24 protein-coding genes are annotated in these 26,614 nt (G+C 55.3%); 19 read left to right on the top strand and 5 right to left on the bottom strand.

The annotated features are described in order from the left end of the window. Positions 1-2,361, top strand: a 2,361-nt coding sequence (locus AC2T28_RS08715) for a GcvT family protein (protein ID WP_486748582.1), incomplete at its 5' end; no start/stop codon positions are given. 524 nt (positions 2,362-2,885) lie between these two features. Here the strand turns inward: AC2T28_RS08715 and AC2T28_RS08710 are convergent. After that, positions 2,886-3,770, bottom strand: coding sequence for a LysR family transcriptional regulator (locus AC2T28_RS08710; RefSeq protein WP_486748581.1), 885 nt, complete (start codon positions 3,768-3,770; stop codon positions 2,886-2,888). Between the two features lie 103 nt (positions 3,771-3,873). Between AC2T28_RS08710 and AC2T28_RS08705 the strand changes: the two genes are divergently transcribed. From AC2T28_RS08705 to AC2T28_RS08695, 3 genes are read left to right on the top strand one after another with little or no spacing between them, the layout of a single operon-like run. Next, the gene (locus AC2T28_RS08705) at positions 3,874-4,602 is read left to right on the top strand and encodes a TSUP family transporter (RefSeq protein WP_486748580.1); all 729 of its coding nucleotides are present in this window, start codon (positions 3,874-3,876) and stop codon (positions 4,600-4,602) included. 15 nt (positions 4,603-4,617) lie between these two features. Further along, complete coding sequence (locus AC2T28_RS08700; protein WP_486748579.1) at positions 4,618-5,619, top strand: D-cysteine desulfhydrase family protein; 1,002 nt, start codon at positions 4,618-4,620, stop codon at positions 5,617-5,619. An 18-nt stretch (positions 5,620-5,637) separates the two neighbouring features. Continuing rightward, positions 5,638-6,837 carry a TauD/TfdA family dioxygenase gene (locus tag AC2T28_RS08695; RefSeq protein WP_486748578.1) on the top strand — a complete coding sequence of 400 codons (1,200 nt, stop codon included), beginning with the start codon at positions 5,638-5,640 and terminating at the stop codon, positions 6,835-6,837. 89 nt (positions 6,838-6,926) lie between these two features. Here AC2T28_RS08695 and AC2T28_RS08690 read toward each other — a convergent pair whose 3' ends face one another. Beyond that, positions 6,927-7,901: a LacI family DNA-binding transcriptional regulator gene (locus AC2T28_RS08690; protein WP_486748959.1), complete on the bottom strand. Its 975-nt coding sequence runs from the start codon at positions 7,899-7,901 to the stop codon at positions 6,927-6,929. On the opposite strand from AC2T28_RS08690, the gene AC2T28_RS08685 reads away from it, so the two are divergent. From AC2T28_RS08685 to AC2T28_RS08635, 11 genes are all read left to right on the top strand, one after another. Further along, positions 7,819-8,052: a hypothetical protein gene (locus tag AC2T28_RS08685; protein ID WP_486748973.1), complete on the top strand. Its 234-nt coding sequence runs from the start codon at positions 7,819-7,821 to the stop codon at positions 8,050-8,052. The two genes, AC2T28_RS08690 and AC2T28_RS08685, sit on opposite strands and share 83 nt — an antisense overlap. A 107-nt stretch (positions 8,053-8,159) precedes the next feature. Next, positions 8,160-9,683 carry a sugar ABC transporter ATP-binding protein gene (locus tag AC2T28_RS08680; protein ID WP_486748577.1) on the top strand — a complete coding sequence of 508 codons (1,524 nt, stop codon included), beginning with the start codon at positions 8,160-8,162 and terminating at the stop codon, positions 9,681-9,683. Beyond that, a complete protein-coding gene (locus tag AC2T28_RS08675; protein WP_486748576.1) occupies positions 9,680-10,699 on the top strand; it encodes an ABC transporter permease in 1,020 nt (339 codons plus the stop codon). The genes AC2T28_RS08680 and AC2T28_RS08675 overlap by 4 nt, the downstream gene beginning before the upstream one ends. 99 nt (positions 10,700-10,798) lie before the next feature. Further along, positions 10,799-11,755 (top strand): substrate-binding domain-containing protein, encoded by a 957-nt coding sequence (locus tag AC2T28_RS08670; protein ID WP_486748575.1) that lies wholly within the window; start codon positions 10,799-10,801, stop codon positions 11,753-11,755. 64 nt (positions 11,756-11,819) lie between these two features. Next, entirely contained in the window at positions 11,820-12,878 is a 1,059-nt protein-coding gene (locus AC2T28_RS08665; protein ID WP_486748574.1) for a sugar phosphate isomerase/epimerase family protein, read from the top strand. Between the two features lies 1 nt (position 12,879). Next, on the top strand, positions 12,880-14,028 hold the full coding sequence (locus tag AC2T28_RS08660; RefSeq protein WP_486748573.1) for a Gfo/Idh/MocA family protein: 1,149 nt from the start codon (positions 12,880-12,882) through the stop codon (positions 14,026-14,028). Positions 14,029-14,042: 14 nt separating this feature from the next. After that, positions 14,043-14,399 (top strand): hypothetical protein, encoded by a 357-nt coding sequence (locus AC2T28_RS08655; protein WP_486748572.1) that lies wholly within the window; start codon positions 14,043-14,045, stop codon positions 14,397-14,399. Between the two features lie 10 nt (positions 14,400-14,409). Then, positions 14,410-15,726 (top strand): xylose isomerase, encoded by a 1,317-nt coding sequence (gene xylA / locus AC2T28_RS08650; RefSeq protein WP_486748571.1) that lies wholly within the window; start codon positions 14,410-14,412, stop codon positions 15,724-15,726. 355 nt (positions 15,727-16,081) lie between these two features. Beyond that, positions 16,082-17,116: a tRNA dihydrouridine(20/20a) synthase DusA gene (dusA, locus tag AC2T28_RS08645; RefSeq protein WP_486748570.1), complete on the top strand. Its 1,035-nt coding sequence runs from the start codon at positions 16,082-16,084 to the stop codon at positions 17,114-17,116. A gap of 84 nt (positions 17,117-17,200) precedes the next feature. Continuing rightward, complete coding sequence (locus tag AC2T28_RS08640; protein WP_486748569.1) at positions 17,201-18,025, top strand: sulfite exporter TauE/SafE family protein; 825 nt, start codon at positions 17,201-17,203, stop codon at positions 18,023-18,025. A 107-nt stretch (positions 18,026-18,132) separates the two neighbouring features. Beyond that, the gene (locus AC2T28_RS08635; protein ID WP_486748568.1) at positions 18,133-18,861 is read left to right on the top strand and encodes a SpoIIAA family protein; all 729 of its coding nucleotides are present in this window, start codon (positions 18,133-18,135) and stop codon (positions 18,859-18,861) included. Positions 18,862-18,912: 51 nt separating this feature from the next. On the opposite strand, the gene AC2T28_RS08630 is transcribed toward AC2T28_RS08635, so the two are convergent. From AC2T28_RS08630 to ccmI, 3 genes are read right to left on the bottom strand one after another with little or no spacing between them, the layout of a single operon-like run. After that, positions 18,913-19,143, bottom strand: a complete 231-nt coding sequence (locus tag AC2T28_RS08630) for a DUF1289 domain-containing protein (protein ID WP_486748567.1) — start codon at positions 19,141-19,143, stop codon at positions 18,913-18,915. Between the two features lie 6 nt (positions 19,144-19,149). Beyond that, positions 19,150-19,623: a Holliday junction resolvase RuvX gene (ruvX, locus tag AC2T28_RS08625; RefSeq protein ID WP_486748566.1), complete on the bottom strand. Its 474-nt coding sequence runs from the start codon at positions 19,621-19,623 to the stop codon at positions 19,150-19,152. Beyond that, positions 19,620-20,855, bottom strand: coding sequence for a c-type cytochrome biogenesis protein CcmI (gene ccmI / locus AC2T28_RS08620; RefSeq protein ID WP_486748565.1), 1,236 nt, complete (start codon positions 20,853-20,855; stop codon positions 19,620-19,622). The genes ruvX and ccmI overlap by 4 nt, the downstream gene beginning before the upstream one ends. A gap of 202 nt (positions 20,856-21,057) precedes the next feature. Here ccmI and AC2T28_RS08615 point away from each other — a divergent pair, with 202 nt between their 5' ends. The 4 genes from AC2T28_RS08615 (at position 21,058) to AC2T28_RS08600 (ending at position 26,520) form a co-directional block, all read left to right on the top strand. Next, positions 21,058-22,302 (top strand): sarcosine oxidase subunit beta family protein, encoded by a 1,245-nt coding sequence (locus AC2T28_RS08615; protein ID WP_486748564.1) that lies wholly within the window; start codon positions 21,058-21,060, stop codon positions 22,300-22,302. A 235-nt stretch (positions 22,303-22,537) separates the two neighbouring features. Further along, positions 22,538-22,867, top strand: coding sequence for a sarcosine oxidase subunit delta (locus AC2T28_RS08610; RefSeq protein ID WP_486748563.1), 330 nt, complete (start codon positions 22,538-22,540; stop codon positions 22,865-22,867). 61 nt (positions 22,868-22,928) lie between these two features. Then, positions 22,929-25,961, top strand: a complete 3,033-nt coding sequence (locus AC2T28_RS08605; protein ID WP_486748562.1) for a sarcosine oxidase subunit alpha family protein — start codon at positions 22,929-22,931, stop codon at positions 25,959-25,961. Continuing rightward, the gene (locus AC2T28_RS08600) at positions 25,954-26,520 is read left to right on the top strand and encodes a sarcosine oxidase subunit gamma (protein ID WP_486748561.1); all 567 of its coding nucleotides are present in this window, start codon (positions 25,954-25,956) and stop codon (positions 26,518-26,520) included. The genes AC2T28_RS08605 and AC2T28_RS08600 overlap by 8 nt, the downstream gene beginning before the upstream one ends. Positions 26,521-26,614 lie beyond the last annotated feature (94 nt).

The raw sequence follows: 26,614 nt of genomic DNA, 5'->3' as shown, positions 1-26,614 counted from the left end.
GATGTCGTTGTACTGGAACGAGATCAGCTAACTTCGGGCACCACTTGGCATGCTGCGGGGCTGATTGTTGGCGGGTTGTTAACATCAGAGGCCGAGTGCGAGATCTACACCCATGGCCGTGACCTTTATGCGTCCCTTGAACAGGAAACAGGGCTCACCACTGGGTTTCGCGACGTTGGCTATCTACAAATCGCAAACAACGAAGAGCGCGTACACGAGATGCGCCGCGTCGCCCCTTTCATGCGCCGCCATGGCATCCATATCCACGAGGTCTCGCCTCAGGAATGCCAGGACCTGTTCCCAATTGGTGATATGTCAGATGTGCTGGCGGGCTTTTACACCCCAGAAGACGGACGAGCCAATCCAGTGGATGTCACCATGTCGCTGGCCAAGGGCGCGCGTATGCGCGGGGTGCAGGTTTTTGAAGGTGTTACCGTCGCCGAAATTATGGCCAAGAACGGTACGGCCACCGGTGTACGCACCGCCGACGGCCAAACCATCACCGCCGAAAATGTTGTGATATGTGGTGGCATGTGGTCACGGCAACTGGGGGCAAGCGCAGGGATCAATCTGCCACTGCAAGCCGCCGAGCACTACTATTTGATCACCGAAAAGATTGATGGTCTCAGCCGTGACCTGCCGGTGCTGGAAGACCCATCAACCTATACCTACTACCGCGAGGAAGTTGGGGGCTTGATGCTTGGTTTGTTTGAACCCGGCGCTGCCCCGTGGAAGCTTGGCGGTATCCCGGATGACTTTGCATTTGGGGAAATCGAACCAGATTGGGATCGGGTAGCTCCGCATCTCGAGACAGCCTATTCGCGCGTGCCCTCAACTTTGAATGTCGGGGTGCGCAAGCTGTTTTGTGGGCCTGAAAGCTTTACGCCAGACCTTGCTCCTTTGGTTGGGGAAACTCCAGAGCTACGCAATTGCTATGTCGCTTGCGGCATGAACAGTCTTGGGATTTTGAACGGCGCAGGCACCGGCAATGTACTGGCTCATTGGATTGTGGATGGCCACCCACCTATTGATGTGACCGGCATCAACGTGAACCGTTTCACCCGCCATCACGCCACACGCGCTTTTCGCCGTGATCGCGGGCCCGAGCTATTGGGGAAAATGTTTGGCCAGCATTATCACAATGAAGGCTATGAGACCGCCCGCGATTTGAAACGCTCTGCCTTGCATGACCGGCTTGCAGCCTCAGGCGCATTCTTTGCCGAGGGGCACGGGTGGGAGATGCCCGACTGGTTTGCCCCAACACCCGAACAGGCAGAGGTTGAGCAATACAGCTGGTTCCGTCAGAACTGGTTCGATTGGCACGCTGAAGAGCACCGCGCCGCCCGTGAGGATGTGATTATTATGGATATGTCCGCCATGTCCAAATTCATCGTCGAAGGGCCTGATGCTCTTGCGCTATTGAGCAGACTGAGCTGCAATGAGGTTGATGTCCCCAATGGGCGATTGGTTTATACCGCCTGGGTCAATGAAAAAGGCGGATTTGAAGCTGATCTGACCGTCACGCGACTAAGCGGCACCAAGTTCATGGTGGTAGTAGGCGAAAACAGCCACGGTCACACCGAAATGCGCATGCGTCGCCACATCGAACAGGGCGAAGTTGCCGTAATCACAGACGTCACGCCGGGCATCACCCAAATCAACATTCACGGTCCCAAAGCGCGTCAGCTGATGGAGAAAGTGACAAGCGCAGACATGTCTAACGAAGGCTTCCCCTTTTTGACTTGTCAGGACATCGACGTCGGCTATTGGGACGTGAAAGCCTTTCGTGTCACCTTTGTCGGAGAGTTAGGCTGGGAGCTTCAGGTGCCTTCATATGCAGCGGTTCAGATATATGACCTGCTCAAAGAAGCGGGCAACGAGTTTGGCCTGCGCGATGCAGGGATGCAGACGCTCAACTCGTTGCGGTTGGAAAAGGCCTACCGTGATTTTGGGCTGGATGTGGACAACACGGACAACCCAATCGAAGCCGGCCTGGGTTTTGCCGTCAAACTGGATAAACCCGGTGGGTTCATTGGCCGCGATGCGCTAGCTGAAATCAAAGCGGAGGGCGTTCCCAAAACTCGGATGCTGCAGTTCCTTCTGAAGGATCCTGAGCCGCTGCTTTATGGAAACGAGCTTATTTATCTGGATGAAGTCGAAGTTGGTCATCTGCAGATCGGCGGGTATGGCCACACTCTGGGCGCTGCGGTTGGTATTGGTTTTGTATCTCTGGATGAGCCGGTGTCTCTTATCCTAGTGCAAAACGGGAACTGGCAGATTGATGTGGCTGGTCAGGCTATCCCAGCGAGTGCTTCCATCAAACCAATGCTCGACCCAACCATGGAACGCATTAAACGTTGAGAGTGGGATCGTTGCAATCTCTGGCAACGCGGTGACTTGGTCGCACAGCAATTACAGCAATTGGATTACCAGTCTGGCTTGGTGAAGAACGATTTTTCGAGCCCCTAAATGACGGCAATGGGTAGTTCCCGACCAGTCAAAACAGGCTGCGATAAGATTTTGCAAATGTCGCTATCTGCGCATTGCCGCCGTTGGTGACAAACACGCTTAACGGCAACTTCCAGCCCGTTCTCGAGATTGGTGCGGAGTGCAGCATCCGTCACTAAGGGCGAACACCTGCCAATCGCGTCACTTCCCTTCAATGTTTCCACAACCGGCAAACCAATCGATAGAAGCCTTAAATCCAGTGTCTGATCGCCAAACTTAGTATAAATGCAGAAACGCTAAGACGGTACCGGTTAACCGGTGACACATCGGCTTTGGCCTATCCTGATGATCCGTAGACAAAAACTCTGGACTAACGAATTTCAATCGTGTGGACACCAGTGATCATCTTGCACGCGCCATTATTCTCTGGTCCTGGGTCAGCTATCAAACTTCGCCAGTTCACGAACCAATTTCTGAAGGCCTGGCGCACCGGTTGATGCCGAGGGGCTTACGATCCGAATTGGCCATTTCAATTCAACCGTCAACGGCACGCCAATGACTTCGGGTTCGGTAACGAGGTTCAAGGATCCCTGATCTACAATTGCCCGGCCTGCGCCCTGAGCCACCATTCTGATCAGCGCGGATTGGGTGCCTGCCTCTGCCATGACCTGAAAGGGTACACCGGCCTGATCAAACATATGCTCGACGGCGCGGCGGAACGGGCTGTGAGTTGGCAGCATAACCTGAGGTACGCTTGCCAGTTCTGCCAGTGATATCTTACCAAGATGAGATAGTTTGTCATCCGCATGTAAGATGGCAATTGGCAATACATCATCGACCCGGATGCAGGCCAGATTAGGATCGCCGGGGTCCGAGGAAATGACCACGCAGTCAGCACGCCCTTCTCTTAGCGCAGCAAAGCATGAGTCTTCGTTCAGCACATCGACATCAATCCTGAGTGCTGGATGTCGTGCCATGAGGCGGCCGGCTGCACTGGCGACCCGGGTATCCGCCACGACGGGAAGCGCGGCTACTCTCAGGTGACCACCCATTCCTGAGGCAATCTGGCGGGCGGCATCTCTGACACGTTCCAACCCATGATAATGCTTCAGCGCGGCCTCTTGCAGGCTGTGGGCCGCTGCGGTTGGTTCAAATTTACGTCCCGACCGATCGAACAGCGCCACCCCAATTTCTTCTTCAAGTTCCGCAACCGCACGGCTGATCGCAGGTTGAGAAATATGCAATGCATCGGCTGCTTTACGCGTCGATTTCTGGCGATAGGCCATCTGGAATATTTCGATCTGGCGGGCGGAAAAGCGCATGCGGATTGATAACAGGAACGTATCAAATGATGCAACTTTTTGATTTTTTCGGTATCGTAAATTACGATATGTAAGGTGAAACTGCCTGCTGGAAGGAACGCCGTTGCCCCTGGATATCACATTACTGCTGCTGGCAATATTCTTGGGAGCCGTGCTTCAGGTTGGGGTCGGGATTGGCTTTAGCATTGTTGCAGGCCCTCCAATGATGGTTTTGCTGGGAACTTCGATCGCAGTTCCAGTTCTGCTGATGTTGAATACGCTGGTGTCAGCTGTTGCTGTCGACTGGCGCGTTTGGGTGACCGAGAAAAAGACGATCAAGACAGCGGTCATCGGATGCCTTTTGGGTGTGGCACTGGGACTGGTTATTTATCCCTTTTTGTCAGAGCAAATCGTACTAGGCTTAACCGCTATGTTGTTGCTGATTGGTGTATTAACAACGCTGATCCCACTTCGCTCTATGGTCGGGACACCTGGCTTTGCGTCGATCTCCGGATTGTCTGGTTTAGCCACAGTTTGGGCCGCAACCCCCGGACCGCTTATGGTGTTTGGTCTGATCGCAACTGGTCGGTCGGCTCATGATACCCGTAGATTAGTCCAACCCATAGCGCTGGTCGCCTACGGAGTTGCACTGCTGTTGCATAGCCTGGTTGACGGTGGAGGTCTCGCGCAGGCGCCGGGAGTTTGGGCCTTTGTCGCGGCCACCCTTCTAGGCAGTCTAATTGGGCGCGTGCTCGGCCCACTGCTGCCTCAACACCTGATTAAAAATGCCATTCGGGTCATCTCTATTCTGGCCTGTTACGCGCTTTTCCGGCGCGCCTATTTGCTGAGTTAGACAAGGGGCAAAATGATGCAAAACGACGAGCTTCTGGCTCGCTTTCCACGCGCTGCACTCATGAATGGTGAAACGCCTTTGGTCCGTTTGGATCGAATGTCTGAACGCCTTGGAATTGAGCTGTGGCTCAAGCGGGATGATCTTACGGGCCTCGGGTTTGGTGGCAATAAGACCCGTCAGCTTGAGTTCTATTTTGGCGACGCGTTGGCAAAGGGGGCTGATACGGTTCTCATCACCGGTGCTGTGCAATCAAACTATGTACGTTCAGCGGCGGCGGCGGCAGCAAAATTGGGGCTTCGCGCCATTTTGCAACTGGAAGAGCGGGTCGCGGGTATGGGAGAGCCATATTACACCTCCGGCAATGTGCTGCTGGCCAAAATTCTAGGTGCCGAGCACATCAGTTTTCCAGACGGCGAAGACGAAGCCGGAGCCGATACCGCGCTTCATGCACGCTCTGATCAGATCAAGGCCAACGGGGGTAAACCGTATGTGATCCACCTGGGGATGGATCACCCGCCACTCGGGGCCCTTGGGTATGTGGCCGCAGGATTGGAGCTCAGTGAGCAGATGAATGATTTCGACGCTGTTGTTGTTCCATCAGGCAGCGGTGCAACGCACGCCGGGCTCTTGACTGGGTTGCGCCTGTCGGGGCAGTTGGCTCCGGTCCATGGGATATGTGTGCGCCGTGATCACCAACAGCAGCAGGCGCGGGTAAAAACCGTGCTGCACAAATTGGCCAGCCTGCTGGATATTGACCCGCAATTGACCTCGGATGCTGTTCTTACCTGGGGCGCCTCATTGGCCCCAGGCTATGGAAAAATGAGCCCAAGTACTGAACATGCCCTAAGTCTGATGGCGCGCACCGAGGGTGTTTTCCTTGATCCGGTGTATACTGCAAAAACGTTCGCTGGCCTGTTGGACCTGGTTGAGAACGGTCACATTCGAACAGGGCAAAAGATTGTCATGCTGCATACGGGGGGATTGCCTGCACTCTTTGGTTATCAAGAGGAATTTTGAGCGGCGTAAACTGATCTGATGAACCAAGAAATATGCTGCAGCGAAGACCTCAACTCGAAAATGCTTTCACCCACCATTTCTGATCGCTGTGGAAAGCAAAACAAACGACCGACCCGAAGTTTCTCATCCTTAATCGGAGTATTCTCGATGCCAAACCAGCCACCTCAAGATCTATCCGATCTTCCCACGCGCATCACCGGACCGGCTGCATGGATCGGCCTCGAGATGGCAGACAATCCTGATGCCTGGCTTTATCAACTCAGCTTAGAAGACATTGCCGACCTTGAGAACGCCGCCCGGCATTTTCTTGCACTAGGGCTTGATGTTGGAGAGATCTCTAAAGAAACTTTTCCACTCACAACGTTTTCCACGCATGTTCAGGAATTGAGTAGGATCCTGTTGACTAGAGCGGGCATCCAAGTGCTTCGCGGTCTGCCAATCGCAGGGTACTCTCAGAAATTTGCTGCAACCATCTTTTGTGGTCTGGGCGCCCATCTGGGAAGTGCACGGTCCCAAAATGCCCAAGGTCACATCTTGGGGCACGTCCGCGATATTGGTGGCGATGTCAACGATCCCAACAGCCGCATTTATCAGACCTGCGAACGCCAAACGTTTCACACGGACAGTGCTGATGTTGTCGGCTTACTATGCCTGCGAGAAGCCAAGGAAGGGGGGCGATCATTACTTGTAAGCGCTGAATCCATCTACAATAGAATGAGAGCCGAGCGACCCGATCTGCTGGAAAAGCTCTTTGACCCAATCGCCACTGACCGGCGGGGCGAAATTCCAGAAGGTTCCAAGCCTTTTATGGAAATACCTGTTTTGAATTGGCATATGGGGCAATTGACGGTTTTCTACCAACGTCAATACATTGACAGCGCCCAACGGTTTGACGGCGCTATGCCTTTGACGACTGAACATGTTGAAGCGCTAGACATGTTCGATGAACTGGCCAATGACCCAACACTTTGTTTTGGGATGCAGTTAGAGCCGGGTGACATGCAGTTTGTCTACAATCATTCACAACTACATGATCGCACAGGTTTTCTTGATTGGCCTGATCCCAGCAAGCGCCGTCACTTAATGCGTCTCTGGCTCTCGATCGATGGCGACCGGCCACTGCCTGAATGTTTCAAAGAACGCTATGGCTCAATCGAAATTGGCAATCGCGGTGGAATAATCACCAAAGAAACCAAGTTACACGCACCGTTAGACTGACAACGGGCACAGGATGTTGTGCAGTTTCCGGCATTAGCTCTTCGCGACAAACCACATCACCGCCGTCCTGCCACCGTAACAACAGACAATCACCTGGTTGGCTTTGCAGGGCCGCAGCTTTCTCGGACAACCAGGTCACCATGTATCAGCGTCTCTTGCGGTGCTGGAGAGGCTCCACTCAAGCCACCCAAAAGGTATGACATTGCCATTTGGCCGATTTGGCTTCTGGGTTGCCGAACGGTTGTAAGAGCAGGGGTTATGTTGTTGGCAAAAGGAATGTCGTCGAAACCGATGACAGAGAAGTCCTCGGGAACGCGATAACCGCGTATTTGCAGGGCACTGATGACACCAATTGCGGTATCGTCATTGTAGCAGAAAAAGGCGGTTGGCAGGGTGTCCTTGATAAACAGTCTTTCGATTGCTGCGCGACCACCTTCGCTGGAACCGTCACCTTCGATGCGCCATTCCTCAATGTGCTCGGCTGCTTCGGCAAGCCCCTTAGTGTATCCTTCCTGGCGTAGATCCGAAACAGGATCGCTACTGCTTGACGACACATACCCGATTTTACGGTGTCCAAGTGAAATCAGGTATTCGGTTGCCATTTTCGAGGCTCCGACATCATCAACCCCAACATATGATACGTCTTTGTGATCTACGGGGCAGGTCGCAGCGACCATGGGTGGAAAGGCTGAAATTGGGTTCTTGGGTTGACCAGCAACCGGTAGGTGCCCGGTTAGCAGAATGAGACCGTCGACCATTCCCGATGACAAAAATCTCATATGGTTTTCTTCTAGCGAAATTGTCCCTTCGGTGTTTCCGATGAGAACACCGTAACCCATTTCGTTGGCCGCTTTTTCAAGTCCTATCAATATTCCCGGAAAGTTGGGGTCGGCAATTGACTGGGTGAGAACCATAACCATGCGAGACCGTTTCATGCGGAGATTTTGCGCCATGGCATTGGCGGTGTAACCAGTGCGGGCAATGGCAGAAGTGACTTTTTTGCGCGTGCTTTCTGCAACCTTTTTCGGCGTTCGAATCGCGCGGCTTACAGTCGCAATCGACACGCCAGCTAACTTGGCGACATCTTCAATTGTAGCTGGCCGGTCCGATGATCTGCTCAAAATCTTTATCCTTGATCCGGTGGGTTATTGGGCCGGATTCAGTATTTATTTCCAAACTGTTAGAGGCGTCTATATCGTGAAAAAGCTCGACTGAGAAGGTTTACATGCGATAATGTAAAGGTTTACATCGCTCGTGAAAAGGTTTACATGGGTCAAAGTGGCGCAGTTGTTTGGTTGCCATTAGGTACAGGGTGGGGTGACATGCTTGACGGACAATCCAATAGGCTCCTGGTTCTGGAAGCAGACTGTATCAGCAAATCTTTTGGGACTGTTCCGGTGCTGTTTAGTGTGAGCATGGATATTTGCGCGGGAGAAGTTCACGCCCTTATCGGTGAGAATGGGGCTGGGAAATCCACGCTGATTAAAATCCTATCAGGGTTTCATCGACCAACCTCGGGGCGCATTCTTTTTGATGGCAAAGAAATTGAGCTCCCTCCAAATGGTGGGGCCGAAGAGCTCGGCATTGTCCTGATCCATCAAGAGCTGAATCTGGCTGAGCAGATGACAGTGGAAGAAAACATCTTTCTAGGCCGCGAGCTAACTCGTCGTGGTGTTCTAGACCGCGTGGCAATGCGGAAAAAGGTGCAAGACTATCTGGGTGATATCGGTCTGGACATTTCCCCGTCTGCGCGGATTTCGGACCTGTCCATTGCGGAAAAGCAAATGGTCGAGATCGTCAAGGCGATCAGCCGCAATGCGCGGGTTCTTATAATGGATGAGCCAACCGCGGTTTTGACAGAAGCAGAAACCGCGCTCTTTTTCCGCCAGGTTGAGAAATTGAAAGCCTCTGGTGTTGCTGTTGTGTTTGTGTCGCACAAACTGTCCGAGGTGAAACAGATAGCAGATAGGGTTACAATCCTGCGTGACGGCCAATGGATTGGGTCCAAACAGGCGGACTCACTGTCGCCAGATGCCATGGCGCAGATGATGGTTGGTCGGGAATTGTCCGACCTTTATCCTCCCATGCACGAAGTCGACGTTGACGCCGAACAAGTACTAGAGGTTCGCAATCTATATGCCGCCGGAGTAAAGGATGTCAGCTTCGACCTGCGTAAAGGGGAAATCCTCGGGTTCTCCGGTTTGATAGGTGCAGGGCGTACAGCTGTTTTCGAAGCAATTTGTGGTCTTGAGCCAATTGAGAGTGGCCAGATTACCTTTGGTGGGCATGAAACCCGTTTTGCTTCGGTTGCTGATGCGCGGGATGCCGGAATTGTCTATTTGACCAAGGATCGCAAGGCCAAGGGATTGCTGTTGGATAAGCAGATGCGACCCAATCTGACCCTGTTTGCACTTCCAAAATTCGCGAAGCACTTTGGCCTTGATACCAAGGCAGAGGACAAAGCGATGGCCCGAGCGATCCGTCGCTTTGACATTCGGGCCCGTGATCCCAAGATTGATGTTGGTGACATGTCCGGCGGCAATCAGCAAAAACTGTTGCTTGCCAAGATTATGGAAACCGACCCGCAGATTGTCGTCATTGATGAACCTACACGCGGCATCGATGTGGGAACCAAGCAGCAAGTCTATCATTTTATTGTAGCACTGGCGGCCGAAGGCGTTTCGGTTGTCGTCATCTCTTCTGAGATGCCCGAGGTGATCGGGGTCAGTCACCGCGTTGTTGTGATGCGGGATGGCCAGGTTATGGGCGTGCTCACAGGGGATGACATCAACGAAAATGAAATCGTGCGCTATGCCGCCGGTCTGAAACGGGAGGGCAGGGAATGACTGTCTTGGCAAACAGTAGCCTTGAGAAGGGAAAACGGATGAGTTTTGACATCAAAACGGCTGGTCCGGCGATTGCCCTGATCCTGCTGTGCATCATTGGTTTTTTGCTTAATCCGGCTTTTCTGAGTGAGGGCAACCTGTCCAACCTCCTGACACGGTCGGCCTTTATTGGCATCATCGCGGTTGGGGCCACCTTTGTTATCACCGCAGGCGGTATCGATCTTTCAGTTGGGTCAATGGCCGCTGCGATTTCCGGGGTGATGATCATCATCATGAATAATGCCGTGGAAACGCTGGGTGCGGGACTAACAACAGTTTTGTTGGGGTGCGGCTGTTCTATCCTGCTTGGGATTGGAGCTGGCTGGATCAACGGTATTCTAACGACCAAAGGCAAGATCGAAGCCTTTATCGTTACTCTTGGAACAATGGGCATCTATCGCTCGCTGGTAACGTATTTTGCTGACGGCGGCACGCTGTCGCTGGATTTCGCTATCCGCGGCACCTATCGCCCCGTGTACTACGGCAGTTTTCTTGGTCTTCCCATTCCAGTCTGGGTATTCATCGTCGTTGCAATCTTGGGCTGGATCCTGCTGAACCGCACCGCCTTTGGTCGCTATTGCACAGCCATCGGCTCGAACGAGGCCGTGGCGAAATACTCTGCCATCAAGGTCGACCGTATCAAAACCATGACCTACGTCATCCAGGGGCTTTGTGTGTCACTCGCTACGATCATCTATGTACCTCGGCTTGGGTCTGCGTCGTCTTCGACAGGCGTGTTGTGGGAACTGGAAGCGATCGCGGCGGTGATCATTGGCGGCACCGTACTCAAAGGCGGATATGGCCGGATTGGCGGTACCATCCTTGGCGCTCTTATCCTGACCACCATCGGTAACATCCTGAACTTTACCGACCTTATTTCCAACTATCTGAACGGCACGATGCAAGGCCTGATCATCATCATAGCTGTCTGGTTGCAGCGCGGTGACTGGGGCAAGGCTAAGACCAAGACAACCTAAGATTACAGATACCAAACCGGGGTCCTGTCCCCATGTTGAAAACGAACCGGGCGCTACCGGACAGGAGAGGTGTGCCCAAAATCTCGGGAGGAGATTACGATGAAACGCTTGAGTACAATTGGTGCAATGGCCCTGACAGGGGCAATGGCAATCACTGCTTCGCTGGCTAGCGCTGAGAACATCAAAATTGGTGTGAGCTATCCAACACCTACCCATGCCTGGGCTGCTGGTATGAACTGGCACGCAGAGCAGGCTGAAAAACGGCTTGAAGCACTATATCCTGACGTTGACTTGATCCTGGTGAACTCACCAGACCCAAGCGCGCAGGCAAGTGCGCTGGAAGATCTGGTTTCGGTTCACAAAATCGATGCGCTTATCGTTCTGCCCTTTGAATCTGAGCCGCTGACGGACCCGGTGTTGAACGTGAAAAACACTGGTGCACGGATTACGGTTGTGGACCGGGGGCTGAGCCAGCCGGGGATCGAAGATATCTATGTTGCCGGTAACAACCCGGAAATGGGTCGGGTTTCAGCCGTCTACATGAAAAGTCGGTTAGAATCTGGAGACAACATCGTGATCCTGCGCGGCATTCCAACGCTGATCGACAACGAGCGTTTTGATGCCTTCATGGCTGAAATAGAAGGTTCCGGCATTAACGTTCTGGATCACAAGCACGCCAACTGGAACCGCGATGACGGGTTCGAAGTGATGCAGGATTTCCTGAGCCGCTTCCCGGACATCGACGCCGTTTGGGCGCAGGATGATGACATCGCAATTGGTGTTGTGGCTGCGCTAAAGCAAGCGGGCCGTGATGGTGATGGTATGTTCGTTGTTGGCGGTGCTGGCATGAAGGAAACCATCAAATCCATCATGGATGGTGAAACACTGGTGCCCGTTGATGTGCTGTATCCACCATCAATGATCGCAACCGCGATGGATGTCACTGTTGCGTCATTCAAATCCAATGGCCCAGTTGCGGGTCGCTACATTCTGGGTGCGACACTGATCACTCCAGAAAACGCGGCTTCCTTCTACTTCCCCGACTCTCCGTTCTGAGACGTGAATGCCTAACACAGAAAGGGGCATTCGTGCCCCTTTCCAACAACCGGAGGACAGGACGATGAAAACGCTAAAAGGCCCCGCGCTGTTTCTGGCGCAGTTTGCTGGCGATGAAGCTCCATTTAACAGCTGGGACAGCATCACCAAATGGGCGGCTGATTGCGGTTACAAAGGCGTACAGGTTCCAAGCTGGGATGGCCGCATTTTTGACCTTCTCAAGGCTGCAAGCTCACGCTCTTATTGTGAAGAAATGGTAGGTGTCGCCCGTGAAAACGGAGTGGAAATCACCGAATTATCTACTCATCTACAAGGGCAACTGGTGGCGGTTCATCCGGCCTATGACACAGCATTTGATGGCTTTGCCGTTCCTGAGGTTCGCGGCAATCCCAAGGCGCGGCAATCTTGGGCGACCGAGCAGGTCAAACTTGCTATTACCGCCAGTCACAATATGGGGATTTCCGCGCATGCGACGTTCTCTGGTGCATTGGCCTGGCCCTATGTCTACCCTTGGCCACAGCGGCCTGCAGGGTTGATCGAAACTGCATTTGACGAACTGGCCCGACGTTGGAAACCCATTCTGGATCACGCTGAAAACATGGGTGTGGATGTCTGCTATGAAATCCACCCGGGCGAAGATCTGCATGATGGTGTGACATTCGAGATGTTTTTGGACCGGGTCGGCAATCATGCCCGTGCCAACATGCTGTACGATCCATCGCACTATGTTCTGCAATGTCTGGACTATCTGGATAACATCGACATCTACAAAGACCGCATCAAGATGTTCCACGTCAAAGATGCCGAGTTCAATCCAACCGGGCGCCAAGGTGTCTATTCAGGCTATCAAAACTGGACCAACCGCGCCGGACGTTTCCGCTCGCTGGGCGACGGGCAGGTGGATTTCGGCGCCGTGTTTTCCAAGATGGCCGCCAATGACTTTGACGGCTGGGCCGTAGTGGAATGGGAATGCTGCCTGAAGCATCCGGAGGACGGAGCCCGTGAAGGCGCTCAGTTCGTCAAGGATCACATCATCCGTGTTACCGAGAAAGCGTTTGATGACTTTGCTGACGGCGGCACCGATGAAGCCGCAAACCGGCGTATGCTAGGACTAGGAGGCTGAGATGACAGGCAAGAAACCTATTCGCCTGGGTATGGTGGGGGGGGGCAATGATGCCTTCATCGGTGCTGTTCACCGCATCGCGGCGCGTCTTGATGGGGAATACGCTCTGATTGCAGGCGCTCTGTCTTCTACGCCCGAAAAGGCTCAGATCTCGGGTGCCGCGCTTGGGCTTGCGCCGGACCGCACTTATGACGATTTCAAATCCATGGCGATCCGCGAGGCTAAGCTGAAGGAGGGGATCGAGGCGGTGGCTATCGTCACCCCGAACCACATGCATGCCCCAGTCGCACGCGAGTTCTTGCGCCGCGGGATACATGTGATCTGTGACAAACCCCTCACCGCAAACCTTGTTGACGCCCGTAAACTGGTGAAATCAGCCGAAACCTCGAACGCGCTGTTTGTGCTGACCCATAATTACACCGGCTATGCGATGGTCCGGCAGGCTCGGGATATGGTTGAGCAGGGTGTTCTGGGAGATATCCGGGTCGTTCAGGCTGAATATCCCCAAGACTGGCTGACCGAGGCCGAAGAAACCAAGGACAACAAGCAAGCCGAATGGCGCACCGATCCGGAACGTTCCGGGGCAGGTGGGTGCATCGGCGACATCGGCACCCATGCCTTCAATCTGCTGAGCTTTGTCACCGGGCTGGAAGCCGAAAGCCTATCTGCTGATTTGCAAAGTTTTGTGCCGGGTCGCCAACTAGATGACAACGCCCATGTGATGCTGCGTTTCAAAGGTGGAGCGCGCGGTATGTTGTGGTCCAGCCAAGTGGCGCCGGGCAACGAAAACGGCCTGATGCTCCGCGTATACGGTTCCAAAGGCGGGCTTGAATGGGTGCAGTCAAACCCGGACATGCTGTGGTATACTCCGTTTGGTGAGCCAAAGCGTCTTCTGACGCGTGGCGGTGTTGGAGCGGCTGGTCCTGCCAACCGTCTGACACGCGTGCCCGGCGGGCATCCCGAGGGGTATTTGGAAGCCTTTGCCAACATCTATACCGAAGCTGCCGCAGCCATTCGGGCACATAGAGCCGGTGAAGCTCTTCCAGCAGATGTTCATTTTCCGACCGTCCACGATGGCCTTCTTGGCATGCAGTTTATTGATGCCTGTGTGAAATCCTCGCAGCGAAATGCTGCCTGGGTCGCGGTCTGACAGGGCGCTTGGGAATGTACATTGGCATTGATCTGGGGACATCTGGTGTCAAAGCGGCTTTGATGACAGCTGAGAAATTAGCACTAGCCGCAACTGGAACAAAGATCACCTCTCACCTCTCAGCTTGCCGTTGGTGGTGGTACTGGCTCAGACTATTGGCTCCAGGCACTGGCAATGGTTCAAAGACGCCAATTCCAGTTCCATTCTCTGGCAATTTTGGCGCTGCGTGGTTGGGCCTGATGGCCGCCGAAGGTGCCGGAGCTGAAGTCGCCATAGCGTCAAAGATACAAAAACCTTTCACCCAGATAAAAATCTTACCGCCGCTTTTGACGCTGCATATGCGCGGTTCAAGCTGGCTCAGACTACGATAGGGGACATTTTATGACCGACTTTTTTGCAGGCATCGAGCCGATACGCTTTGAAGGCCCTGACAGCGAAAACGAATTCGCCTTTCGCCACTACAACCCAGACGAGGTTGTTATGGGCAAACGCATGGAGGATCACCTTCGGTTTTCCGTCGCCTATTGGCATAGTTTTGCCTGGGAGGGCGGGGACCCATTTGGCGGGCAAACCTTTGAACGCCCTTGGTTTGGTGATGGGATGGACCAGGCCAAGAAAAAGGTCGATGTTGCGTTCGAGATGTTCGATATCCTAAACGCCCCGTTCTTCTGTTTTCACGACGCCGATGTGCGGCCCGAAGGCGCAAGCTTTGCCGAAAGTCGCCGCAACCTTGAGGAAATCACCGATCTCTTTGGGCAGAAGATGGAGGAAAGTCAGACCAAGCTGCTTTGGGGCACGGCCAACCTGTTCTCGCATCGCCGTTACATGTCGGGTGCTGCAACCAACCCAGACCCCGATGTTTTTGCCTATGCCGCTGCAACGGTTAAGAGCTGTATGGATGCGACCCATAAACTAGGCGGCGCAAACTATGTGCTGTGGGGCGGTCGCGAAGGATATGAAACGCTGTTGAACACTGACCTATCGCGCGAGGCCGAACAGGCCGGGCGGTTCCTGTCGATGGTGGTCGAGTACAAACACAAGATTGGTTTTGACGGTGCAATTTTGATTGAACCGAAACCGCAGGAACCGACCAAGCATCAGTATGATTACGATGTGGCCACGGTTTATGGCTTTCTGCGCCGTTTTAGTCTGGAGAACGAGGTTAAAGTGAACATCGAACAGGGTCATGCGATTCTGGCGGGTCACAGCTTTGAGCACGAATTGGCATTGGCGTCGAGCCTTGGGATATTTGGGTCAATCGACATCAACCGGAACGACTACCAATCAGGTTGGGACACCGATCAGTTCCCCAACAACCTGCCCGAGGTCACATTGGCCTATTATGAAATTCTTCGGGCTGGTGGCTTCTCATCGGGTGGAACCAACTTCGATGCCAAACTGCGCCGCCAAAGTCTTGATCCCGAAGATCTGATCTTGGCCCACGTTGGAGGCATGGATATCTGCGCGCTTGCCTTAAAAAAAGCAGCGTCCTTGTTTGAAAACGGTGCGTTGGAGGATGCGCGTGAGAGCCGGTACGCAGGTTGGAAAAGTGCCAAGGCCCAAGAAATGCTGGAGCGAAATACATTGGACCAAATAGCAACGAGAGTAGAGGCCGAGCAGCTTGATCCGCAACCACGGTCAGGCCGCCAGGAAAGATTGGAAAACTTAGTGAATTCCAAGACTTGGTCAGCTGTATAGCATATCCGTCGTCTGCTGACCCAGCTGCAAACTCCCAAGTCTCACGTGCTTTCAAATCTTGCAGCCGGAATGACGAATAACGCAGTGGCCCCCGCAGTCCGCAGCGTCTTTTCCGTCTTTTTCCTCCGCGACTTGCGCTCACATGCCGATTAAACATTGAACTCCGTGTCCCGTCGATCGTGACCTTGGTTTCCGCTTTGTCGACTTCGGTTCCATTTGCCTTTTCCCGACCAACAATGTGTGCCATACGCTTTTCCTTCTTCGGTGGTTTTGGTGGCGTATGCCGTCTCACTGAATCTCAATTATGCCCCCCAATTGGGGGGCTAGTGCCAATAAGTGCGGGAATGTCCTGAGAATGTCGGAATTCAGACAAACTACATCTGACGCTAGAGGTGTTGAAAAACAGCAGTTTAGCAATATTCACAAGGCTGCCCGCCTCTCAATTGCACCGATGATGGACTGGACTGACAGGCACTGCAGGTTCATGCACCGGTTGCTGAGCCAAGAGGCGCTGCTCTATACCGAAATGGTAACTGCTCCGGCTCTGGTGCGGGGAGGGGCGTTGCATTTGTTGGCCTATAGTCCCGACGAACATCCTGTGGCCTTGCAGTTGGGTGGGTCTAACCCGCAAGAACTTGCGCAGGCCGCAAAAATGGGGGCGGATGCGGGCTATGACGAGATCAACCTGAACTGTGGCTGCCCGTCGGACAGGGTGCAATCCGGTGCTTTTGGCGCGGTACTGATGCAGCAACCCGATCTGGTGGCAGACTGTGTTGCCGCAATGAGGGATGCGGTTGATGTCGAGGTGACGGTTAAATGTCGTATCGGCGTTGATGAGCAGGAACCACGTGATGTGTTGCCAAATTTTCTGGAGAAGGTCCGTGCCGCTGGGTGCGAGCGCCTGACCATCCATGCGCGCAAAGCCTGGCTGCAGGGGTTGTCCCCAAAGGAGAACCGGGATATCCCGCCGCTCGATTATGATCTGGTGCACCAGATGAAGGCAGATTTTCCGGATCTACACATCTCAATCAATGGCGGTATTACCTCTTTGGAGGAGGCCAAGGTGCATCTAGACCGAGGCTTGGACGGGGTGATGATCGGGCGGTCTGCTTATCACCAGCCCGGTGATGTTCTCAGTGCCGCTGACCCCGAGATTTACAGGGTGGGAGAGGCCAGTGATCCGATTGAAGTGGCCCGACAGATGTTGCCCTATATCGAGGCGCATCTGAGCGACGGCGGCCGGTTGCACCAAGTGACGCGCCACATGCTGGGTCTGTTTGCCGGGCGTCCCGGTGCGCGGCAATGGCGGCGTACCCTGTCCGAAGGTGCACATCGTGACAGCGCTGGCCCCGAGCTGGTCGAGCAGGCAATGCAGCCGGTCATTGGCTGAACGCGAATTAATCAAAGTCACACCTAGACATTTCCTTGCTGTCGCAGTTTGGTCCCCAAGACCAAACACCCAAGGAGTGCCCTGATGCCGGATGCAATGTTGTTGACCCAGATGCTGGTGATGCTGGCGGTCATTGGGGCGGTGGCCGGCGTGCTGGCGGGCTTATTGGGCGTTGGCGGCGGTATCGTTCTGGTGCCAGCCTTTTTCTATGCCTTTCAGACACTGGGCTACGGCGGCGATCAGTTGATGCAACTGTGTCTGGCGACCTCGCTGGCCACAATCATTGTCACCTCGTTGCGGTCGGTGCATAGTCACCACAAAAAGGGCGCAGTGGATTTGGAGATCTTGCGCAAATGGGGGCCGGGTATCGCGGTGGGTGCCATTGCTGGGGTACTGGCCGCGTCCTCGCTGCGATCCACAACCTTGCAGGGGCTGTTTGGCGTATTGGCACTGGTGATCGGTCTTTACCTAGGATTGGGGCGCAGTGAATGGCGGCTGGGTGAAATGATGCCCAAGGGCCTACGCCGGATGACTATCTCTCCAATGGTAGGATTTCTGTCGGTGCTGATGGGCATCGGTGGTGGCAGCTTTGGGGTGCCTCTGATGAGCCTGTATAACACGCCAATCCACCGGGCCGTTGCCACAGCCGCCGGGTTTGGCGTGATCATCGCCGTGCCATCTGTCATTGGCTTTCTGTTTCTGCCAATTGATCCTGCGGTGCGACCGCCCTTGACCATAGGCGCGGTGAACCTAGTTGCCTTTGGCATCGTTATTGCAATGACCCTAATAACGGCCCCTTGGGGCGTTCGCCTGGCCCATGCCATGGATCCCAAACCATTGAAACGCGTGTTCGCGGTGTTTTTGGTCGCAGTGGCTTTGAACATGCTGCGAAAGGCCGTGGGATACTGAAACTAGCGAGACATCGCTTGTTTCTACATCCAACTAGAGAGGGTCATGGTGGTCTCTACGGCACTACTTTAACGTTTTGATTGATTTTAGTCGAAGAGGATTTCCCGATGATCACGATCAAGAGTTTTGACCAAGGCGCACAGTTAGAAGTTGAACTATCGGGCAAGGTCAGCCGGGAGGACTATGAAACAACTTTGATCCCAGCCATCGAATCTGCCCTGATTGAGCAAGATCAATTCCGCATTCTAGCGCTGATGGGTGAGGATTTTGAGGGGTTCGAGCTTGGTGCCGCTTGGGCCGACATTCAGATGGGGCTGACCCACTGGCGGGGGTTTGACAGGATCGCGGTGGTGGCCGAGGCAGGCTGGATCAAATCCGGGGTGCGGATCATTGCTCCGCTCATGCCTAGTCCAGTCCAGCTTTTTGCTCCAAACGAAGCGGATGAGGCCCGGCGCTGGCTACGTCAGTCGCTGGGGGCTGTGCATATGCGTGCCTTGGACAGTGGGGCAATTTACGTGCAGCTGATGGGAAAACTGGACCCTCAGGTTTTGGACCGGGCCGAAGAGGGGCTGGATGCCCATATCCGAGATAGCGATGATGTCCGCCTGATGCTGGATCTCAGCCAATTTGACGGTTGGCAAGGCCTACCAGCGTTAGGAGCCCATTTCAAACTGGTCCGCGAACATGCGCCCTTGGCCAGCAAGGTTGCCGTTTTGGGGGATAAAACATGGCAGCACATGGCGCAGCGCGTGATGTCAAAATTCCTGAACGCCGAAACCCAGTTCTTTGAGCCCAGTGCCCATTCTGATGCTGAAAGCTGGCTTGCCAGCGAATAACGCCAAGCCTGTCGTTTTGCCTAAAATACGCCCTGCGCCGAATAGGGGGCCTTAGCGCTGCAACCGGCCCCGACGTCCCCCGCGACGGGTTTTTGGGGCAGGGTTGCGGCTGGGCAATTCAGCGGTGATGCTGGCGCGCTCGTCTGCAGACATCTTGGACCAGCGGCTGATTTCATCAATCGAGCGGGAACAGCCAGTGCACAGCCGCGTTTCAGGGTGAACGACGCAGATCTGAATACAGGGCGATTCAATCTCTTCGCGTTGCCAGACATCGTCGCTCATCTTCATCTATCCATTCTTCAAGTGGGACATGCGATCCAACGCTCCCTGAAGAATATAGGACGCGGCGACATGATCAATAACCTCAGCGCGACGTTTTCGCGACGTATCCGCCTCTAACAGCGCTCGTTCCGCAGCAACCGTGCTCAGCCGTTCGTCCCAAAAACCAATCGGCACCTCGGTCAATCGGCTCAGGTTACGGGCAAAGGCACGAGTTTTCTGGCAGCGCGGTCCCTCGGTGCCGTCCATATTGCGTGGCAGTCCCAACACAATACCAGCGATATCGCGCCCCTTGATGATTTCCAGCAACCGGGCTGCATCCAGTGTGAATTTCTTGCGCCGAACGGTCTCTAGCGGCGTGGCAACCGTGCCCATCCTGTCAGATACCGCCACCCCAACAGTCTTGTCGCCTAGATCCAATCCCATCAGAGCTGAAAAACCGGGCAGGGCAGACGCGAAATCTTCGATTTCATCATGGATCATTGGGTAATTCCTGCCTGTTGCGCCGTGTCAGACAGCAGTGTCAGCGCCGCGTCATTGCCAGCAAAGTTTTGCATGGCCTCGGCATGTATCATCTTGGCCCGATCCAAGTCTCCAAGAACGGCCAAGGCGCCAATCAGCTGCGCCCATTCTTCGGCAGAGCCCCCTTCAGTGGCCAGCCGGTCTGCCAGACCTGACACCATCCCCTGGATCATCGCCTGGCGGTCGTCGGCGCTCATGTCCTGCGCACCAGCCATGTCTTCCGCACTTGGCCCTGCCAGCGGCTGCCCTTGGCCAGCTGGCGCAACTGGTGTGTAGTCAACACCTGCGCGATAGGCCATCATTTCAATCTGGTCCTGAATTCCGGCAATCCAAGGGGCATCCGCCGGACCGGCCTGCAGGGTCTCAACCCAAATCTGATAGGCCATGTCGGGGCGTCCAATTTGCGCCAGCATCACCCCCCAGTAATAACGCGAGGGGCCATTGGTATTATCCAACGTCAACGAGGTGTGCAGCGCATCTTCGGCCTCGGGTGAGACATAGCCACCTGCGGCCATGATCATCAACTCGGCCAATTCGGAAAAGTCACGGGATTCGACATCCCCCGACATGATGTCGATATAGCTCTGCTTGGCCTGATGGGCGGCAACAAAATTGCCTAGATTAGCTTCGTGCTGCGCCAACAATGCCTGTCCTTGTGCGTCATCGGTCCGTTCACTTGCAGTCTTGCGAAGCTGCTCGATCAAATCTTGATAGCTGTCGTCCACCTGCACCGGAGGCGCGGTTGGCATTTCCGACTCGGCCTCAGCCTGACTTGGACGGGTCTCGGCCCGTTCCTGCGCCTGCGACATGCGATATTCCAGCGGCAAGTCACCATAACCAAAGGCGCCAATTTTGTAATAAAGCCCCAGCGATCCGCCCAGCATCACCACTGCAACCAGCGAGGCCATAACTAGCGTGGCACCGCGCGGTTGTGCCTGGCCTGCGTTGTGCTGCTGCATTTGCTCATCAGCTGCCAGAATGCGCCGCGATATTTCAGTCCGCGTGCGCTCGGCGTCACCTTCGTTGATGACCCCACGCGCCAAGTCTTTTTCCACTTCGCGCAACTGCTGGCGATAGACCTTCAGATCATAGGCCGCTGCCGGTTCGCCGGTTTTGCGAGTCCGTAACAGGACCGCGGCAATCAACAGGGCAATGGCCAGCGCCATAAATGAGGTAACAATCCAGAAGGTCATGATGTCTCCGTATTTTGTCTTTTCATCTACAGGTGCGACGCTGCGGACAAAAGAACAAACTGAGGGGCGGGGCGTGATGTCACGCCTTGGTGAGGAAAGCGGGAGGGATGTCGCAACGATGCATAATTGCGACGATTTACGGCACAAGCAAAACCGCGCCATGATGCATATCAAATGATATCTCGAACCAAATGGATTCGCCATGAAACGCTACTCGGTATTTGCTGTTGCGCGCGAAGCTCTGCGCTATCACTCCGGATGGGAGCGCGCTTGGCGTTCGCCCGAACCGAAACGTCATTATGATGTGATTATTGTCGGCGCTGGTGGCCACGGTCTGGCCACCGCTTATTATCTGGGCAAGAACTTTGGCATCACCAATGTTGCGGTGATCGAAAAGGGCTGGCTGGGCGGCGGTAACACCGGTCGTAACACCACTATCATTCGCTCCAACTATCTGCAGGATCCATCCGCGGCGATCTACGAAAAAGCCCGCAGCCTGTACGAGGACATGAGCCAGGACCTGAACTATAACGTCATGTTCAGCCCGCGCGGCGTTTTGATGCTGGCGCAAACCCAGCACGAAATTCGCGGCTACCAGCGCACTGCCCATGCCAATGCCTTGCAGGGCGTGCAAACCGAATTTATCTCGCCCAAGCGGGTCAAAGAAATCGTGCCGATCATCAATCTGGATGGTCCACGCTATCCGGTTCTGGGTGCGCTGTGGCAGGAACGCGGCGGCACCGCCCGTCACGATGCGGTGGCCTGGGGCTATGCGCGGGCCTGTTCCGCCATGGGCATGGACATCATCCAGCAATGTGAAGTCACCGGTGTGCGGGTCGAAAACGGCCGTGTGGCTGGTGTGGATACCTCTAAGGGTCCGATCGATTGCGACAAGTTGGGTATGCTGGTTGCGGGCAACGCCTCGGTCCTGTCGGAAATGGCTGGCTTCCGCCTGCCAATGGAATCCGTCGCCCTGCAGGCGCTGGTGTCTGAGCCGATCAAGCCTTGTATGGATGTGGTGGTTATGGCCAACACTGTGCACGGCTACATGTCGCAATCTGACAAGGGCGAAATGGTCATTGGTGGCGGCACCGACGGCTTCAACAACTATACCCAGCGTGGGTCGTTTCACCATATCGAAGAAACCGTGCGCGCCCTGAACGAAACCTTCCCGATGGTCTCACGCCTGAAAATGCTGCGCCAGTGGGGCGGCATCGTCGATGTCACCGGCGACCGCTCGCCGATCATCTCAAAAACTCCAGTCGACAATGTCTTTGTCAATTGCGGCTGGGGCACCGGTGGCTTCAAATCCATCCCCGGTTCTGGTTGGGGCATGGCCGAGCTGATGGCGACGGGTCATTCCTCGCTGACCGAAGCCTTTACCATCGACCGCTTCAAAGAAGGCCAGTTCATCGACGAAAGCGTCGCCGCCGGGGTGGCACACTGATGTTGGGTCTAAAGGCTACGTTCGCCCGCTTTCCTGCTTCTGGCTGCAGCAGCTTTGCCGATTCCGTTTGGTACAGTATGCGGGCCGTGTGTCTGCGGCGGAGCGCTTTTTCGGGCCAGACGGACCCGTACCAAAGTTATAATCACTGCCAACACCAGGCAGATACCAGCAACGAGTGTGATGAGAGGTCCTATTTCCATGTTTCATCATATGTGCATCGACAGGTTGTAAAACAATGCTGATCCTTGAATGCCCCTATTGCGGCGTCAAAGCCGAAGAAACCGAACTGCACGCCGGTGGCGAGGCGCATCTGAAACGCTTTGGTCCAGGTTCCTCCGACAGTGAGTTCCACGATTACCTGTTCATGCGCGAAAACCCCAAGGGCGTGCATTTTGAACGCTGGCGCCACATCAATGGCTGCGGCAAGTGGTTCCACGCGGCCCGCTGCACTATGACGCTCGAGGTATTCGGCACCTATTCGGCGCAGACATATGAGCCGCCACAGGACATTCGTGACGCCATCAGCGCCAAACGCCCCGACTGGAGCTGGAGAGAGTTCAAATGAGCCTTCTTTTTGCTGAAAATACTCAAATTCCCTCCGCAGATCTGCGTGAAAGGTCCGTAACATGAGCACCCGTCTTGCCAATCAGGGCCGGTTGATCGACCGCTCCAAACCGATTGAGTTCACCTTTAACGGCAACCGCATGAGCGGCTATGAGGGCGACACCCTGGCCTCGGCGCTGCTGGCCAATGACCAGATGATGCTGGGCCGTTCGTTCAAATACCACCGCCCGCGCGGGCTGGTGGCCTCGGGCGCCGAAGAACCCAACTCCTTGGTGGGACTGGGCAATGGCAACCGCTTTGAGCCCAACCAGCGTGTCACCACGACAGAGCTGTTTTCTGGACTGTCGGCGCAATCTCAAAACCACTGGCCTAGCCTGGAATTCGACGTGGGCGCGATCAATGCGCACCTGTCACGGTTCCTGCCGGCGGGTTTCTATTACAAAATGTTCATGTATCCCAAGGCGTTCTGGAAACATGTGTATGAACCCATCATCCGCCAGTCTGCCGGTCTGGGTAAAGCGCCCGACAAAGAACTGAAAGACGCCGACACATACGAGCACTTTTACTTCTTTGCCGATGTGGTTGTTGTTGGCGGCGGTGTTGCCGGTCTTCAGGCGGCCAAGGCGGCTGCGGCAACTGGTGCCAAGGTTCTGCTGATGGAGCAAACCAACCATTGGGGCGGACGTGCCCCGGTTGATGGCGGCACTATCGACGGTGACACAGCCGAGGCTTGGATTGAAAAGACCCTGGGTGAGCTTGAAGCCATGGACAACGTTACCCTGCGTACGCGTTGCATGGGATCGGGTGTCTATGATCACGGCTATATCCTGGGCTATGAACGCTTGAGTGATCACACTCCGGGTGAGGCAGGTCCGCGCCACCGCTTGTGGCGGATCCGCGCCAAGCAGATTGTCACCGCAACGGGTGCGATCGAACGCCCGCTGTCCTTTGCTGGCAACGATGTGCCCGGCGTCATGCTGGCCGGCGCGATGCGCGACTATGTGGTGAACTGGGGTGTTACTCCGGGTCAGCGCGTGGTGATCGCCACCAACAACGATGACGCCTATCGCACAGCCATCACCCTGCACAACGCAGGGGTTGAGGTCGTTCGCGTGCTGGACGCCCGCCCAGCCGGTGGCGGTGCCCTGATGGAGGAAGTCCGCCAACTGGGTATCCGGGTCGACCCCGGCCGCGCCATTGCCAAGGTCACTGGCGGCAAACGGGTCGCCAAGGTGGCGATCTGTGCTCAGGATGGTGAAGGCGGCGCGCAAGAAGACGTTGCAGCCGATGCCGTGGCAATGTCTGGCGGCTGGTCTCCGGTTGTTCACCTATGGTCCCACTGTGGCGGCAAACTGATCTGGGACGACGCACAGGCCCACTTCCGCCCTGATGTATCACGCCCACCTTTGGGTGACGATGGGGCAGGGTTCGTGGTTGCCGCTGGCTCTGCCAACGGCGCGCTGGACCTTGGAAACACTCTGTCCGACGCAACCACCGCTGGCGCTGCGGCTGCCAAGGCGGCTGGCTTTACCAAAAAGGCTGCAAAGGCTCCGGTTGGTTCAGTCCAGGCCGAGCAACCAATGGCCCCGGTCTGGTTGATGCCAGCCAAGGCGGACATCAAGCTGCGGATGAAAACCTGGCTGGATTACCAGAACGACGTCAAGGTATCCGACGTGCAACTGGCAGCGCGTGAAGGCTATGAAAGCGTCGAGCATACCAAGCGGTATACCACGCTGGGCATGGCTACAGATCAGGGGAAACTGTCCAATATCAACGGCTTGGCGGTGCTTGCTGACACGCTGGGATCTGAGATCCCGCAGGTTGGCACCACCACCTTCCGCCCACCATACACACCGATTTCCATGGGTGCGATCGGTGGCGAGGCCCGTGGCGAAATCTTCCAGCCGATCCGCAAAACCCCGATGCACGACTGGCATGATGCCAATGGTGCCGATTGGGAACCGGTCGGCCAGTGGCGCCGCGCCTATGCTTTTGTGCGTTCAAATGAAAGTGTCGAGGACGCTGTAGCACGCGAGGTCAAGAACACCCGCGAAAACCTCGGCCTGCTCGATGCCTCGACCCTCGGCAAACTGGTGGTCAAAGGCCCGGATGCAGGCAAGTTCCTGGACATGATGTACACCAATATGATGTCCAATCTGAAGGTCGGCAAATGCCGCTATGGGCTGATGTGTTCTGAAAACGGCTTTTTGATCGACGACGGTGTGGTTGCCCGTATCGATGACGACACCTGGCTGTGTCACACCACCACCGGCGGCGCCGAGCGGATCCATGGCCATATGGAAGAGTGGCTGCAAACCGAATGGTGGGACTGGAAAGTCTATGTCGCCAATGTGACCGAGCAGCTGGCCCAGGTCGCCGTGGTTGGCCCCAACGCCCGCAAAGTGCTGGAGAAGCTGAACGCTGCCGCGGGTGGGGGCATGGATGTCTCCAAAGAAGCGTTGCCCTTTATGGAATGGCGCGACGGCAAGATCGGCGAATTTGACGCGCGGGCCTACCGCATCTCCTTCTCGGGTGAACTGTCTTACGAGATCGCAGTTCCCGCCAGCCAAGGCATGGCCTTCTGGCAGGCGCTGCTCGAGGCAGGCAAGGAATTCGGTGTAATGCCCTATGGCACCGAATGTCTGCACATCCTGCGGGCCGAAAAAGGCTTTATCATGATTGGTGACGAAACCGACGGCACCGTGATCCCTCAGGATCTGGGGCTGCACTGGGCGCTGTCCAAGAAAAAGGAAGACTATCTTGGCAAACGGGCGCACCTGCGGTCGCATATGGCGGATCCGGATCGCTGGCAGTTGGTTGGTCTGGAAACTGTTGATGGCTCAGTCATCCCGGATGGTGCTTATGCCGTGGGCGAGGGGTCGAACGCCAATGGCCAGCAAAACGTGATTGGCCGTGTGACCTCGACCTACCACTCACCAACCCTAAACAAGGGCATCGCCATGGGGCTGGTCCACCACGGGCAAAAACGCATGGGCGAAGTGATCGAGTTCCCGGGCACCGATGACAAAACCTACAAGGCCAAGATCGTCGATCAGGTCTTCTACGACAAAGAAGGGGAGAAGCAGAATGTCTGATCCTGTAAGCGCGCTGCAAGGTGCCCAATTCACCGGTATCGCCTCTGTCGAAGAAAGCGGGCTGGCGGGCATGATTACCCTGCGTGGTGACCTGTCTTCGGCCAAGCTGAAAAAGGCGGTGAAGGCGGCAACCGGCGCGGCATTGCCTGCGTCGGGCAAAGCCGAGTTAAGCGAAGAGGGCGGTGTCTGTTGGATGTCCCCCGACGAACTGCTGGTTTTGGTCCGCTATGAAGAGGTTGAAGCCAAGTTGGCCAAGATCAACACGGATTTGGCAGATGAACATGCCTTGGCGGCCAACGTATCAGACGCGCGAGCTGTGTTCCGCGTTTCGGGCGAGGGCGCACGTGAAGTGCTGGCCAAACTATGCCCGGTAGATATGTCGGTCGAGAATTTTGTCCCCGGCCAATTCCGCCGCACGCGCATGGCGCAGGTGGCCGCAGCGTTCTGGCTGGATGAGCAGGGCGCGTTTCACATCGTTTGTTTCCGGTCGGTCGCAGATTACGTGTTTAACCTGCTGAGCACAGCGGCTCAGAAACGATCTGAGGTCGGAGTTTACTGACCCAATCTTTCCTATGCATTTGTCAACATCGCCCTTGACGCGAGGGCGATGTTTTGCGTTGCGTTTGCGGTTGAATTTGCTACCTTGCACGCTG

The sequence above is a fragment of the Parasedimentitalea nitratireducens genome, assembly GCF_057444295.1.
Note: the sequence above shows the minus strand (reverse complement) of the source record. Positions and strands in the feature narration are given on the sequence as shown.

Coding starts and splice junctions, on each gene's coding strand:
- AC2T28_RS08710 (WP_486748581.1), bottom strand. CDS start 3,770: ATGCGCTTTTCCGCCCGCCAGATCGAAATATTCCAGATGGCCTATCGC.
- AC2T28_RS08700 (WP_486748579.1), top strand. CDS start 4,618: ATGCAAAACGACGAGCTTCTGGCTCGCTTTCCACGCGCTGCACTCATG.
- AC2T28_RS08695 (WP_486748578.1), top strand. CDS start 5,638: ATGAACCAAGAAATATGCTGCAGCGAAGACCTCAACTCGAAAATGCTT.
- AC2T28_RS08685 (WP_486748973.1), top strand. CDS start 7,819: ATGGCAGAAGTGACTTTTTTGCGCGTGCTTTCTGCAACCTTTTTCGGC.
- AC2T28_RS08680 (WP_486748577.1), top strand. CDS start 8,160: ATGCTTGACGGACAATCCAATAGGCTCCTGGTTCTGGAAGCAGACTGT.
- AC2T28_RS08675 (WP_486748576.1), top strand. CDS start 9,680: ATGACTGTCTTGGCAAACAGTAGCCTTGAGAAGGGAAAACGGATGAGT.
- AC2T28_RS08670 (WP_486748575.1), top strand. CDS start 10,799: ATGAAACGCTTGAGTACAATTGGTGCAATGGCCCTGACAGGGGCAATG.
- AC2T28_RS08665 (WP_486748574.1), top strand. CDS start 11,820: ATGAAAACGCTAAAAGGCCCCGCGCTGTTTCTGGCGCAGTTTGCTGGC.
- AC2T28_RS08660 (WP_486748573.1), top strand. CDS start 12,880: ATGACAGGCAAGAAACCTATTCGCCTGGGTATGGTGGGGGGGGGCAAT.
- AC2T28_RS08655 (WP_486748572.1), top strand. CDS start 14,043: ATGTACATTGGCATTGATCTGGGGACATCTGGTGTCAAAGCGGCTTTG.
- xylA (WP_486748571.1), top strand. CDS start 14,410: ATGACCGACTTTTTTGCAGGCATCGAGCCGATACGCTTTGAAGGCCCT.
- dusA (WP_486748570.1), top strand. CDS start 16,082: ATGTCGGAATTCAGACAAACTACATCTGACGCTAGAGGTGTTGAAAAA.
- AC2T28_RS08640 (WP_486748569.1), top strand. CDS start 17,201: ATGCCGGATGCAATGTTGTTGACCCAGATGCTGGTGATGCTGGCGGTC.
- AC2T28_RS08635 (WP_486748568.1), top strand. CDS start 18,133: ATGATCACGATCAAGAGTTTTGACCAAGGCGCACAGTTAGAAGTTGAA.
- AC2T28_RS08630 (WP_486748567.1), bottom strand. CDS start 19,143: ATGAGCGACGATGTCTGGCAACGCGAAGAGATTGAATCGCCCTGTATT.
- ruvX (WP_486748566.1), bottom strand. CDS start 19,623: ATGATCCATGATGAAATCGAAGATTTCGCGTCTGCCCTGCCCGGTTTT.
- ccmI (WP_486748565.1), bottom strand. CDS start 20,855: ATGACCTTCTGGATTGTTACCTCATTTATGGCGCTGGCCATTGCCCTG.
- AC2T28_RS08615 (WP_486748564.1), top strand. CDS start 21,058: ATGAAACGCTACTCGGTATTTGCTGTTGCGCGCGAAGCTCTGCGCTAT.
- AC2T28_RS08610 (WP_486748563.1), top strand. CDS start 22,538: ATGCTGATCCTTGAATGCCCCTATTGCGGCGTCAAAGCCGAAGAAACC.
- AC2T28_RS08605 (WP_486748562.1), top strand. CDS start 22,929: ATGAGCACCCGTCTTGCCAATCAGGGCCGGTTGATCGACCGCTCCAAA.
- AC2T28_RS08600 (WP_486748561.1), top strand. CDS start 25,954: ATGTCTGATCCTGTAAGCGCGCTGCAAGGTGCCCAATTCACCGGTATC.